The sequence below is a fragment of the Nereida sp. genome, from assembly GCF_965655635.1.
GTDB lineage: Bacteria > Pseudomonadota > Alphaproteobacteria > Rhodobacterales > Rhodobacteraceae > Nereida.
This window is the reverse complement of sequence record NZ_CBFHHE010000045.1, coordinates 1-11,831: the sequence shown is the minus strand read 5'-3', so window position 1 is coordinate 11,831 and position 11,831 is coordinate 1. Positions and strand designations below refer to the sequence as shown.

Annotated in this window: 12 protein-coding genes; 10 read left to right on the top strand and 2 right to left on the bottom strand. The window is 55.1% G+C overall.

Annotated features, from left to right (window positions below; translation table 11 throughout):
• Positions 1-199 precede the first annotated feature (199 nt).
• The 4 genes from ACTF5M_RS10585 (at position 200) to ACTF5M_RS10570 (ending at position 2,612) form a co-directional block, all read left to right on the top strand.
• Entirely contained in the window at positions 200-712 is a 513-nt protein-coding gene (locus ACTF5M_RS10585; RefSeq protein WP_438960962.1) for an SspB family protein, read from the top strand.
• Between the two features lie 91 nt (positions 713-803).
• Positions 804-2,195 carry a class II fumarate hydratase gene (gene fumC / locus ACTF5M_RS10580; protein WP_438960961.1) on the top strand — a complete coding sequence of 464 codons (1,392 nt, stop codon included), beginning with the start codon at positions 804-806 and terminating at the stop codon, positions 2,193-2,195.
• Complete coding sequence (locus tag ACTF5M_RS10575; protein ID WP_438960960.1) at positions 2,192-2,365, top strand: DUF4169 family protein; 174 nt, start codon at positions 2,192-2,194, stop codon at positions 2,363-2,365. The genes fumC and ACTF5M_RS10575 overlap by 4 nt, the downstream gene beginning before the upstream one ends.
• Positions 2,358-2,612, top strand: a complete 255-nt coding sequence (locus ACTF5M_RS10570) for a ribbon-helix-helix domain-containing protein (RefSeq protein WP_438960959.1) — start codon at positions 2,358-2,360, stop codon at positions 2,610-2,612. The genes ACTF5M_RS10575 and ACTF5M_RS10570 overlap by 8 nt, the downstream gene beginning before the upstream one ends.
• Here ACTF5M_RS10570 and ACTF5M_RS10565 read toward each other — a convergent pair.
• Both ACTF5M_RS10565 and ACTF5M_RS10560 read right to left on the bottom strand, forming a co-directional pair.
• A complete protein-coding gene (locus ACTF5M_RS10565; RefSeq protein ID WP_438960958.1) occupies positions 2,609-3,082 on the bottom strand; it encodes a DNA polymerase III subunit chi in 474 nt (157 codons plus the stop codon). The two genes, ACTF5M_RS10570 and ACTF5M_RS10565, sit on opposite strands and share 4 nt — an antisense overlap.
• Position 3,083: 1 nt before the next feature.
• Positions 3,084-4,550 carry a leucyl aminopeptidase gene (locus tag ACTF5M_RS10560; protein WP_438960957.1) on the bottom strand — a complete coding sequence of 489 codons (1,467 nt, stop codon included), beginning with the start codon at positions 4,548-4,550 and terminating at the stop codon, positions 3,084-3,086.
• Between the two features lie 168 nt (positions 4,551-4,718).
• Here ACTF5M_RS10560 and lptF point away from each other — a divergent pair, with 168 nt between their 5' ends.
• From lptF to ACTF5M_RS10530, 6 genes are all read left to right on the top strand, one after another.
• Positions 4,719-5,846 (top strand): LPS export ABC transporter permease LptF, encoded by a 1,128-nt coding sequence (gene lptF / locus ACTF5M_RS10555; protein WP_438960956.1) that lies wholly within the window; start codon positions 4,719-4,721, stop codon positions 5,844-5,846.
• On the top strand, positions 5,843-6,937 hold the full coding sequence (gene lptG / locus ACTF5M_RS10550) for an LPS export ABC transporter permease LptG (protein ID WP_438960955.1): 1,095 nt from the start codon (positions 5,843-5,845) through the stop codon (positions 6,935-6,937). Before lptF ends, lptG begins: the two co-directional genes overlap by 4 nt.
• Positions 6,937-9,069: an LPS-assembly protein LptD gene (locus ACTF5M_RS10545; protein WP_438960954.1), complete on the top strand. Its 2,133-nt coding sequence runs from the start codon at positions 6,937-6,939 to the stop codon at positions 9,067-9,069. The genes lptG and ACTF5M_RS10545 overlap by 1 nt, the downstream gene beginning before the upstream one ends.
• On the top strand, positions 9,035-10,318 hold the full coding sequence (locus tag ACTF5M_RS10540; protein ID WP_438960953.1) for a peptidylprolyl isomerase: 1,284 nt from the start codon (positions 9,035-9,037) through the stop codon (positions 10,316-10,318). The genes ACTF5M_RS10545 and ACTF5M_RS10540 overlap by 35 nt, the downstream gene beginning before the upstream one ends.
• Positions 10,319-10,321: 3 nt before the next feature.
• Positions 10,322-11,338 (top strand): 4-hydroxythreonine-4-phosphate dehydrogenase PdxA, encoded by a 1,017-nt coding sequence (gene pdxA / locus ACTF5M_RS10535; protein ID WP_438960952.1) that lies wholly within the window; start codon positions 10,322-10,324, stop codon positions 11,336-11,338.
• A gap of 3 nt (positions 11,339-11,341) precedes the next feature.
• On the top strand, positions 11,342-11,831 hold a 490-nt coding region (locus ACTF5M_RS10530), incomplete at its 3' end, for a ribosomal RNA small subunit methyltransferase A (RefSeq protein WP_438960951.1).

Below are 11,831 nucleotides of genomic sequence, written 5' to 3'. Positions count from 1 at the left end.
CACAACATCTTGCGCAGCATTAATCAAAAGATACAACTAAATGATACTTTTGATCAAGTCATGGTTTAGGGCCTATTTCGCGGCTTTGCCAAACCGTCGCAGCAAATCTTGCATCAATTATAGCCCCGCCCCTTTTACTTCACCGCAAGGGGACGTAGGATAAAAACAGTTGACAGATGGCTTCAAAGGAACCGCGTCTATGGATCGCTCAATTGACTACGGAAACCTGATGCACCGCGCGATGCGCAGCTTGATCCAGAACGTTTTGAACGATGTGGCGGCGAACGGCCTGCCCGGTGAGCACCACTTTTTCATCACGTTCGACACAATGCATCCGGACGTCGAAATTGCAGACTGGTTGTCAGACAGATATCCGGGCGAAATGACTGTCGTCATGCAGCATTGGTTCGACAACCTAAATGTCACCGACGAAGGCTTTGCGGTCACTTTGAACTTTGGTGACAGCCCCGAGCCCCTTTATATTCCATACGACTCGATCAAAACTTTTGTGGACCCGTCCGTTGAATTTGGCCTGCGCTTTGAAAGCCAAGACGATGACGAAGATGATCTAGAAGACACTGATCTGGACCTGCCAAATGACGTCGACTTGCTGCCTGTCACCCAAGCAAGCAGCGCCGATCGTAACACGGACAGTGACACCCCCAAAACCAATGCAGACGTTGTGAGCCTTGATAGTTTCCGCAAGACCTGAGCCAACGACGGCCAGTAGCGACTTCTAGTTATTGCGCGCGGCATCTTTGCGCGCTAAACGGCATACAACAGTATACGAACAGGACTTCATCATGAGCACCACCCGCACCGAGACCGACAGCTTTGGCCCATTGGAGGTTCCCTCCGAGAAATATTGGGGCGCACAAACACAGCGCAGCATCATGAACTTCCCTATCGGCTGGGAAAAGCAACCAATCGCAATCGTGCGTGCATTAGGTGTGATCAAACAAGCCTGCGCACAAGCCAACATGGACAACGGCAAGCTGCCCAAAGAATTGGGCGATGCCATCATCCAGGCCGCATCCGAAGTGGTTGAGGGCAAATTCGATGACAACTTTCCACTGGTCGTCTGGCAAACCGGTTCTGGTACTCAGTCCAACATGAACGCCAATGAGGTGATCGCAAACCGCGCCATCGAGATTTTGGGCGGCGTCATCGGGTCAAAAGATCCCGTGCACCCGAATGATCACTGCAACATGGGCCAGTCGTCAAACGACACATTCCCTACCGCGATGCACATTGCCACCGCGATGACAGCGCGCGACGTATTGATCCCCGGACTTGAGAAATTGCACGCGGCCTTGGCAGCAAAAGTAAAAGAATTTGACGGGATTATCAAAATTGGTCGCACCCATACTATGGACGCGACACCGCTGACGTTGGCGCAAGAATTCTCTGGCTATACGCATCAAGTTGCGATGGGGCTTGAGCGTATCAAATCTGCCCTGCCCCGCATCAATGAGCTGGCCCAAGGCGGCACAGCTGTCGGCACCGGCCTGAACACCGTGCAAGGCTGGGGCGAACAAGTCGCAGCCAACATGGCGGCCATCACGAACCTTCCTTTCGTAACCGCGCCCAATAAGTTCGAAGCCCTCGCCGCACATGACGCGATGGTCGAGATGTCCGGCGCATTGAAAACTGTTGCGGCCAGCCTATTCAAAATTGCAAACGACATTCGCCTCTTGGGCTCTGGACCCCGCTGTGGTTTGGGCGAGTTGATGTTGCCCGAAAACGAGCCAGGCTCATCCATCATGCCGGGCAAAGTGAACCCAACCCAATGCGAGGCTCTTACACAAGTGTGCGCCCATGTGTTCGGCAATGACGCAGCCGTGGGTTTTGCAGGCAGCCAAGGTCACTTTGAGTTGAACGTCTACAAGCCGATGATGGCCTATAACGTGTTGCAGTCCATGCAGTTGCTAGGCGACGCCGCCGTTGCATTCACCGATAACTGCGTGTCGGGCATCCAAGCCAACACCGACAACATCACGCGTATTATGAATGAATCGCTGATGCTGGTAACGGCGCTGGCCCCCGAGATTGGCTATGACAACGCAACGACCGTCGCAAAAACAGCGCATAAAAACGGCACGACCCTGAAAGAGGAAGCGATTGCGTTGGGCTTTGTAGACGCCGAAACTTTCGACCGTGTTGTCCGCCCTGAATTGATGATCGGCCCTAAGTGAGTGTCATCAACCTAAACAAGGCCCGCAAGGCCAAGGCGCGCGCCGACAAAAAGGCGCGCGCTGATGAAAACGCTGTAAAATTTGGTCAAAGCAAAAGCCAGAAAACCATCACTTCCGCACGCAAAGCACAGCTTTCGAAGCATTTAGACGGTCATAAAACTGATGGCTGAGCGGCCTACCAAACGTTCGCTCACCCTGCGGGGCCACCGCACTTCGGTGTCGCTTGAAGATGCTTTTTGGAACAGTTTTCGCCAAATAGCTGCAGAGAATAACAAACCAATCAATGTGTTAGCAGCTGAAATTGATGCAACACGCGGTGTCGATATTGGGCTGGCCTCGGCAATTCGCCTGCATGTGCTGCAGTATTACAAATCCAAAATAGCCACGCACGGCGCCAAAGATATTGCTGACGTCTAGTCAGGCTTGTGCTCGGCTTTCTTTTCCCATCTGCCGCTTTCCTCAGACCAATACTGCGCCGTCACGCCCGCACTGGTTAAGCTGCGCCACTGCTCCCGCGCGTGCTGAAGTGCTTCGCCATCATTGCCATCAAACAGGATACACGCCCGCGTAAGCGATGTAAGCTCATCGGCGGTCACCTCAGCGCCGTGAACTGACATCAGACAGTTGGCGTTGTTCGGATAAGATGCTTGCGTGCCCTTGGTCAGCAAAACTGGCTGCGCCGCATCATGATCCCCGCAAGCAACACCGTGGGGCAAAAAGCTGTCGTCCCGCGCGGTCCAAATTGCCAAATCCAGCGCCTCCAGATCAGTGGCTTCAGCCCCGCGCACAACGCATTTCATTCCTGCCCCCACCGCTTTTTCCAGCAGTGTTGGCAACGTAACCTCAAGCGGTGCGCGGGTTAGATGATAAAAGTAAACTTCGCCCACGTTATGCTTCGTAAGTGTCTGCAATCAAACGGTTCAAAGCCATAACGCCCCACCCCGTTGCCCCTTTGGGCGCGTGAGCCGTATCCGCCTTCACACTTGCCACACCAGCAATATCGAGGTGAATCCAAGGCATCCCTTCGTGGATAAAGCGTTGCAGGAATTGCGCCGCAGTGATGCTACCTGCCGCACGTGTGCCTACGTTTTTCATATCAGCAACCGCACTTTTGATCTGAGCGTCGAACTCAGGGCCCATCGGCATGCGCCACGCCCCCTCACCCTCAAGCCCTGCGGCGGCCAAAAAGTCTGCGCAAAGCGTGTCATCGTTTGAAAACACACCGGCGTTGTCATGGCCAAGGCCCACAATGATGGCACCGGTTAGGGTTGCCAAGTTGATCACGCCCGTTGGCTTGAACCGCTCTTGGGCATACCAAAGCACGTCCGCCAGAACGAGGCGCCCTTCTGCATCAGTATTGATGATCTCAACTGTGTCGCCTTTCATGGAGCGTACAACATCACCTGGGCGCGTAGCTGTTGAGCTTGGCATGTTTTCCACCAGCCCAACCAAGCCCACCACATTCGCTTTAGCCTCGCGCATGGCAAGCGTTTTCATAACACCCGCCACGACACCCGCGCCGCCCATGTCCATCGTCATGTCTTCCATGCCGCCAGCAGGCTTTAGGCTGATGCCGCCTGTGTCGAAAACAACTCCCTTACCAACAAGGGCAAAAGGCGCTTCATCACCGCCACCGTTCCACTTCATCACAACCACTTTGGACGGCGATGCACTGCCTTGGCCGACGCTCAACAGGGTACGCATGCCCAACTTTTCAAGGGCGTCTTCTTCAAGTACTTCAACCTCAAGGCCAAGAGCCGTCAGCGCGGCCAGACGGTCGGCAAATTCTGTCGTTGTCAGAATATTCGCAGGCTCTGTCACCAGATCGCGGGTGAAAAACACACCCTCAGCAATCGCACGCAACTCAGCCAACTGACCATCAAGTGTCTCGGGCTTGTTGAGCATCACGTTCAGAGCGCCAAAAGTTTTGGGTTCTGCTGTTTTGTGGTCCTGAAACTGATATGCACGGAGCAGCGCACCAAGCGTGATCTGATCTGCGTGCTTGGCACTTCCCGCCATGACCAAAACGTCGCCTGCGCCAATTGCTTTGCCAATCTGTACACCCGCTTTGCGTGCGGTAGGCGCATCCGTACGGCGGTCCAGTTTGATGATTTGCACCGCACTTGCGGCCATACCTGCGGGCCACGCCAAATCCGTAGTGTCAGCCGCTTTCATGTCAGAAAACGCATCCGAGCCCACCAAACGCTCAACAGCCCCCTTGCTTAGCCGGTTCACGCGGCGCCCAGCTTGATCAAGTTTGCCTTCTGCATCCACAAAAATGACGACGCGGCCAGTGTGTGCGGCTATCGCGTCTAGATTAGTTTGTGATGCGGTGACGGTAATCAAATCAGTCATGGCTGGGGCCCCTTTAAACTCATGCGGCATTCACGCCGACCTTTGCCTATAGCTAGCGTGCGGACATAGGATTGACCAGAAACGAGTTTCGCCTGCCGTTTGCATGAGCTAGTATACAGAAACAGTCTGCCGACACCCACATTAAGATCAGGAGCCTCGTGCGCGCCAATGCCCCGGTTTGACCGCTACATGCTGTCCCAACTTATGGTGCTTTTCGGGTTTTTCAGCCTTGTTTTGGTGCTTGTGCTTTGGGTCAACCGCGCTGTGCGCTTGTTTGACCAACTTATTGGTGACGGGCAAACCGCGTTGGTATTTCTTGAATTTTCCGCACTTACGCTGCCTGTAGCAATCGCCGCCGTTCTACCTATCGCGTGCTTTGCTGCGGCGGTCTATGTGACAAACCGAATGAGCCAGGAGAGCGAGTTGGTAGTGGTTCAAGCGACTGGGTACTCCGGCTTCAGGCTTGCGCGACCGGTTTTGGTGTTCGGAATGGTCGTAGCGATTTTGATGGCACTATTGTCGCATGTTTTGATGCCCGTGAGTACCGCACGCCTGTTGGATCGGACCGCAGAAGTGTCGCAAAACATTACCGCCAAACTGCTTAGTGCGGGACAATTTCAACACCCAGCAAAAGATGTCACGCTATTCATCAGTGACATCACAGAGCGTGGCGAACTGGTTGGCTTGTTTCTATCAGATGCGCGAAACCCCGAACGTAGCGTGACCTACACCGCCAAATTAGCGCTTCTGGTCCGGGGTGAAAGCGGCGCAAAATTGGTGATGTTCGATGGCCAAGCGCAAACGCGCCGCGCCTCTACCAATCAGATATCAATCACCACTTTTGCTGATTTCGCATACGATATTGGCGGACTGATTTCATCGGCTCCAACAGGTAAACGCAAGGTGGATGAGTTAAGCACGTCAGAGCTGCTCGCAGCGACACCTGCACTGCAAGACGAAACAGTCGAATCCCGCGCCAAGTTAGTCACAGAGGCCCACCTACGGTTTGCGCGCCCCCTTTTGGCCCCTGTCTCTGCGCTGATGGGATTTGCGTTCTTGATGGTGGGCAGCTTCAGCAGGTTTGGCATCTGGCCCCGCGTCGTGTGGGCGACCATCGCATTGATCTTAACCAAACTCGGCGAGAACGTTGTCACCGCAAAAGTGCTTGAGGAAGCAAACCTCTGGCCACTTATGTATGTTCCAGCGTTCGGGGGCACCGTAGTTGCAATCGCCCTTTTGTGGCTATCAGCTCGCCCCAGCCTGCTGCGCCGCCGCACGCGGGAGATCACCACATGACGCTGCACCTATACTTTGCAATGAAATTCCTGCGTAGCCTTTTGGTGGTTGGCGCGATCTTCTTTGCAGTCCTACTGTTGATTGATGTGCTCGAACAGGTGCGCCGTTTCAGCGATGCGGATGTGTCTTTCGCAGGCATTCTTGGGCTGGCCGCGTTAAACGTGCCGTCGGGTTTATACACCATTTTGCCGCTCATCACGATCATCGCCACACTGACCCTGTTTCTGGGTCTTGCGCGCACATCAGAGCTGGTGATCACACGGGCGGCGGGACGAAGTGCGTTGCTGTCTCTTCTGGCTCCAATCATTGTGGCAGCAGGGCTTGGTGCGCTCTGCGTAAGCGTTCTGAACCCACTCGTCGCCGCAACCTCCAAGCAATACGAGGAAAACGCCGCGCGCTATACGGACGGCGCGGCCTCAGTTTTGTCTGTTTCAGACGAAGGGCTGTGGCTGCGTCAGGGCGATTTGCGCGGGCAAACCGTGATCCACGCACAGCAATCAAGCGCCGACGGCACGCGGTTGGTCAATGCGATGTTTTTGGCTTATTCCGAGGACGGCCTGCCCCTTACACGTGTCAATGCCGTTGAGGCGGTTTTAACCGACGGAGCTTGGCAGTTGCGCGATGCCAAGACGTGGCGCCTAAACGACCCTAACCCCGAACGTACTGCTATCATCGCAGAAACCTTGACCATTCCAACGGACCTCACGCGGGACCGAATTCAAGATAGTTTCGGTACGCCAAGTACTGTTCCAATCTGGGCGCTACCGCGGTTCATCGCAGATCTCGAAACCGCTGGCTTTTCCGCGCTATCCTACCGCATTTGGTATCATATGGAGTTGGCGCTGCCGCTATTTTTAGTCGCAATGGTTCTCATTGGGGCTGTTTTCACCATGCGCCATGTACGTTTTGGCAAGACAGGCCAAATGGTGCTCTATGCAATCATGATGGGCTTTGGTGCGTTCTTTTTGCGCAACTTCGCGCAGGTGCTAGGTGAAAACGGTCAAATCCCAATTATCCTTGCCGCATGGGCACCCCCGATTACTGCGATCTGTTTGGCAATTGCGATGCTGCTTCATTTGGAGGACGGATAATGTTGCGCGCTTTGATCCTATCTGCTGGCATTTCGCTATCTTCTCTAAGCCCCGCCGCCGCACAAAACGCAACATTAGTTGCCGACACCATCAGTTTTGACGGCGCAAATCGGCTGGTCGCATCCGGGGCAGTCGAAGTTCTTTACGGCTCAACGCGTTTGAAGGCATCGCGGGTTGTTTACGATCAAGCCACTGACAAATTGCGCATTGAAGGACCGCTGACCTTGGTCGACGGCGAAACAATCCTTGTGGCAGACGAAGCCCAGATCAGCCAGGATTTGCGTAACGGGGTGCTAGAAAGCGCGCGGGTGGTTCTGGCCGAACAGTTGCAGCTTGCAGCGACCGAAGTGAACCGCGTAAGCGGCCGTTACACTCAGCTTTACAAAGTCGCAGTCACCAGTTGCCACGTTTGCGGAGCAGATGACCTGCCCCTTTGGCAATTGCGGGCCAAAGAAATTGTACACGACCAAGACGCACGACAGCTTTACTTCGACAGCGTCCAGTTGCGCGTACTGGATATCCCCGTGTTCTACCTGCCCAAACTTCGCCTGCCTGATCCAACGCTTGATCGCGCTGCTGGTTTTTTGGTGCCAAGCCTGCGCACGAACAGCCAGCTTGGAACAGGCCTGAAGCTGCCGTATTTTATACCGATCGGGGACGATAAAGACCTCACCCTGACCCCTTATTTTTCGTCATCCACCGCAACAATCGAGTTTCGCTACCGCCAAGCCTTTGCCAGTGGCGATCTGAATGTACGCGGTGCGCTGACCGACGATGATCTTGAAACAGGGCAACGCAGCTATCTTTTTGCGGACGGATCATTCGAATTAGGTCGGGATTACACGCTCAGTTTTGATATCGAACAAACATCCGACGACACATATTTGATCGACTACGGCTATAATGCAAAAGATCGCCTCGACAGCGCGATCGGCCTTGAGCGAGTGCGCGCAGATGATGCGTTTGATGCAACGTTGATGTACTTCAAATCACTCCGCTCAGGCGAGCAAACGTCAACTCTTCCGCCGCTTGTGGGCGATCTGCGCTATACAAAGCGCCTAAATGTTCGCGGTGGCACGCTTGATCTCAGCGGCGATATTCACGCGCACCAAAGATTTTCGGGCACCAGCGCTGCGGTTCAATCGGGTGCAACGCCATTTAGTTTTTCCCCCGCTGGCCGCGACGTCACGCGTCTCAGCGCTGCTGCGCTCTATCAAAACGGCTGGATTATGGGCGGCTTTGCAATTGATTTTGATGCACGCATTGGCGCGGATATCTACACCTCTGGAGACGACCTTGGTGAGGCTGACACCCTAAGCCGTGTAACACCTGTAAGTTCGGTCGTCCTGCGGTATCCGCTTGCGAAAGATACGGACCAAGCGACGCATATCCTTGAGCCAGTTCTACAACTTTCATGGGCAGACACTTTGGGTGACACGCCGCGCAACGAAGACAGCACACGCTCAGAATTCGACGAAGGCAACCTGCTGTCCTTTAGCCGTTTCAGCGGGCAAGACGCCGTTGAAACAGGTTTACGCACAACGGTGGGCTTGAACTACGCGCGCACGGGAAAGGATGGCTGGCATTACGCACTTAGTGCGGGCAAAAGCTTCCGTGAGAATACAGACCATGATTTCGCTGCAACAACAGGGGTGGCAAACAGTAGCTCTGACTGGCTGCTGGCGGCACAAGTGAAATTCAACGATGCGCTGACACTGACCAACCGAGCTGTCGTGCAAGACGATCTGACTTTTCAACGCAATGATTTGCGCCTGTCGTATCAAACCACGGATTGGCGTTTAGCCAGCAGTTATTACTGGTCACAAGCGGATTCAGACCTGCCCAACACCGATTTTGCAGAACTGACATTAGACGGCAGCTATGGCTTTGATCGCTATTGGTCAGCCCAAGGTGATCTGCGCTATGACTTCAACGAAGGCAACACGGCGCGTGCCGGTTTTGGTGTGAGTTACGAAAATGAATGCATTGTTGTCGGCGCTGCAGTCTCCCGGCGCTTCACCTCATCGACAAATTTAGATCCCACGACCGATTTCGACCTAACCGTGTCACTTAAAGGGTTCAGCACGGGCCGCTCTCGTGGCACAATGGAAAAACCGCACCGGTGTAATTGAGGCCAGCAGCACAATGATCAAATCGTTTTCCCGTTTCGCCAAGAGCGCCTCACAGGTGGCTTTTGCTTTTGTTATTTGCTCATCGGCCGCACTGGCACAAAACCAATTTGCGCCAGCGATCAAGGTGAACGACCGCGTCATCACCCGCTATGAGTTGGATCAACGGGCGCGCTTTTTGCAGGTACTCAATGCGCCGGGCAACCCTGCGGGCTTGGCGCGTGAACAACTCATTGATGACCGGCTAAAGCAGGACGCGCTTGCAACAGCCGGGATAACCCCAAACCGCGAGCAGGTTCTCGAAGGGATGGCAGAATTTGCAGGTCGCGGTGGGATCACACTTGAACAATTCATCACCGCAATTGCCCAAGACGGTGTAGACCAGCAATCATTCCGCAGTTTCGTCGAAGTCGGCATCGGTTGGCGCGAGTTTGTCCGGGCACGCTTTGCACCCCGCGCCGCAGTCAGCGACACTGAGATCGAGCGCCGCATCGCCTTGTCATCAGCAAATCAAGCGGGTGGCGTGCGGGTTCTGCTGTCCGAGATCGTGTTGGCGAATTTACCAGAAGTCGCAGATGAAACCCGTGCGCGCGCGGAAGATATCGCACAAGTCCAATCAATCGCACAATTTGCAGCGCTTGCTAGACAGTATTCGTTGTCCAACAGCCGCGAAAACAGTGGCCGGCTGAACTGGCGCGCCCTTTCGGACTTTCCGCCAGCCATCGCACAGCGATTTTTGTCCCTGCAGCGCGGTGCGGTCACTCAGCCCATCTCATCGGGTGAAGCCGTCGTGCTGTTTCAACTGCGCGGCATTGAAGAAACAAGCGCGCCAAGCCCTGCCCCCGCAGCAATCGACTATGCGGCCTACTATATCGCCGGCGGGCGCTCTGAAGCGGGGCTCAAACGCGCCGCAGAAATCCGTGCAAGCGTCGATACATGCGACGATCTCTACGGCATTGCCCAAGGCCAACCTGCGAGCATTTTGGACCGCGGTGCGCTGGCACCTTCAGATATTCCCAACGACATCGCGCTTGAGCTAGCAAAACTGGACGACAACGAAGTCTCAACTGCGCTAACGCGTGCCGGTGGCGATACCTTGGTGTTTTTGATGCTGTGCGGTCGCACGCCCCAACTTGGCGAGGACATAGACCGTGGTGCCATCCGTAAATCGCTTTTGAACGAACGGGTTGAGCGGCTGGCCGAGGGGTTCTTAGCCGAACTACGCGCAGATGCGATCATCACTGACGGATAGGCGATGACCCAAACCGCACAGCAAAAAGCCCCAATCGCGCTGAGTTGCGGTGAACCCGCTGGCATCGGGCCCGAGATAGCCGCCAAGGCATGGGGCCGTTTGCGGAGCCGACAGCCGTTTTTCTACATCGGTGACCCACGACACATTCCAGTTGGCACACCCATCCGCGAGATACATACCCCCCAAGACGCAGTGCACGTGAGTACCGAAGCGCTACCTGTTCTGCCGATCACTTTTCCCGCCGAAAACATTGCTGGACGACCAGACCCCAGAAATGCAGCCGGTGTTATCGAAGCCATCGCGCGTGGTGTCTCCTTGGTGCAATCGGGTGAGGCCAGCGCGTTGTGCACAGGGCCCATCAACAAAAAAGCGCTCAAAGACGGTGCAGATTTTGCCTACCCCGGTCACACAGAATATCTTGCAGCATTGGCAGGGGTCGATCAGGTCGTCATGATGCTGGCGTGTGACGCGCTACGCGTTGTGCCCGTCACCATTCATATCGCACTTGAGGACGTCCCAACCCAGCTGACCGCAGCACGGTTAACGGACACGCTGTTGATCACCCACCGCGCGCTTAGGCGCGACTTTGGCATAGACGCCCCGCGGATTGCAGTGGCAGGCCTAAACCCCCACGCGGGCGAAGGTGGTGCCATGGGGCGTGAGGAAATCGACATGATCACCCCTGTACTGGATGCCTTGCGCCGTGAGGGCATGAACATCACGGGACCTTTGTCAGCCGATACGATGTTTCACGCAGCCGCACGCAAAAACTATGATGTGGCGGTATGCATGTATCACGATCAAGCGCTTATCCCGATCAAGACGCTTGATTTTTCAGGCGGCGTCAACGTCACCCTTGGGTTGCCTTTCATCAGAACCTCCCCTGATCATGGCACCGCTTTTGACATTGCGGGCCAAGGTATTGCAGATGCGGATAGTCTTATCGCCGCCCTGAACATGGCACGCAAAATGGCAGATGCAAAAACGGGCAGCACGCCGCCCGCTACAACAGAAAAATAGCTTATGGCCCAGATAGATACCCTTCCCTCGCTTGCAGATGTAATTGCGGAAAACCAACTATCTGCCAAGAAGTCCCTTGGGCAGAACTTCTTATTGGATTTGAACCTGACAGCAAAAATTGCGCGGCAGGCGGGCTCGCTCACAGATTGCGACGTTCTTGAAATCGGACCTGGTCCCGGCGGGTTGACCCGTGGGTTGCTGGCCGAAGGGGCGCGCCGCGTCTTGGCAATTGAAAAAGACCCCCGCTGTGGCCCCGTGCTGGATCAGATCAGCGCCGCCTACCCCGACCGGCTGTCCTATGTCATCGGTGACGCGCTTGATGTGAACCCGCTTGAGCACCTGACGCCGCCCATCCGAATTGCAGCAAATCTTCCCTATAACGTGGGTACAGAGTTGTTGGTTCGGTGGTTAACCCCACCTGAATGGCCACCGTTCTGGAGCAGCCTAACCTTGATGTTCCAGCGCGAAGTCGCCATGCGTATCGTGGCGGAAC

Excerpts from the sequence above, each read along its gene's own strand:
- ACTF5M_RS10585 (WP_438960962.1), top strand. The coding sequence starts at position 200 with ATGGATCGCTCAATTGACTACGGAAACCTGATGCACCGCGCGATGCGC.
- fumC (WP_438960961.1), top strand. The coding sequence starts at position 804 with ATGAGCACCACCCGCACCGAGACCGACAGCTTTGGCCCATTGGAGGTT.
- ACTF5M_RS10570 (WP_438960959.1), top strand. The coding sequence starts at position 2,358 with ATGGCTGAGCGGCCTACCAAACGTTCGCTCACCCTGCGGGGCCACCGC.
- ACTF5M_RS10560 (WP_438960957.1), bottom strand. The coding sequence starts at position 4,550 with ATGACTGATTTGATTACCGTCACCGCATCACAAACTAATCTAGACGCG.
- lptF (WP_438960956.1), top strand. The coding sequence starts at position 4,719 with ATGCCCCGGTTTGACCGCTACATGCTGTCCCAACTTATGGTGCTTTTC.
- lptG (WP_438960955.1), top strand. The coding sequence starts at position 5,843 with ATGACGCTGCACCTATACTTTGCAATGAAATTCCTGCGTAGCCTTTTG.
- ACTF5M_RS10545 (WP_438960954.1), top strand. The coding sequence starts at position 6,937 with ATGTTGCGCGCTTTGATCCTATCTGCTGGCATTTCGCTATCTTCTCTA.
- pdxA (WP_438960952.1), top strand. The coding sequence starts at position 10,322 with ATGACCCAAACCGCACAGCAAAAAGCCCCAATCGCGCTGAGTTGCGGT.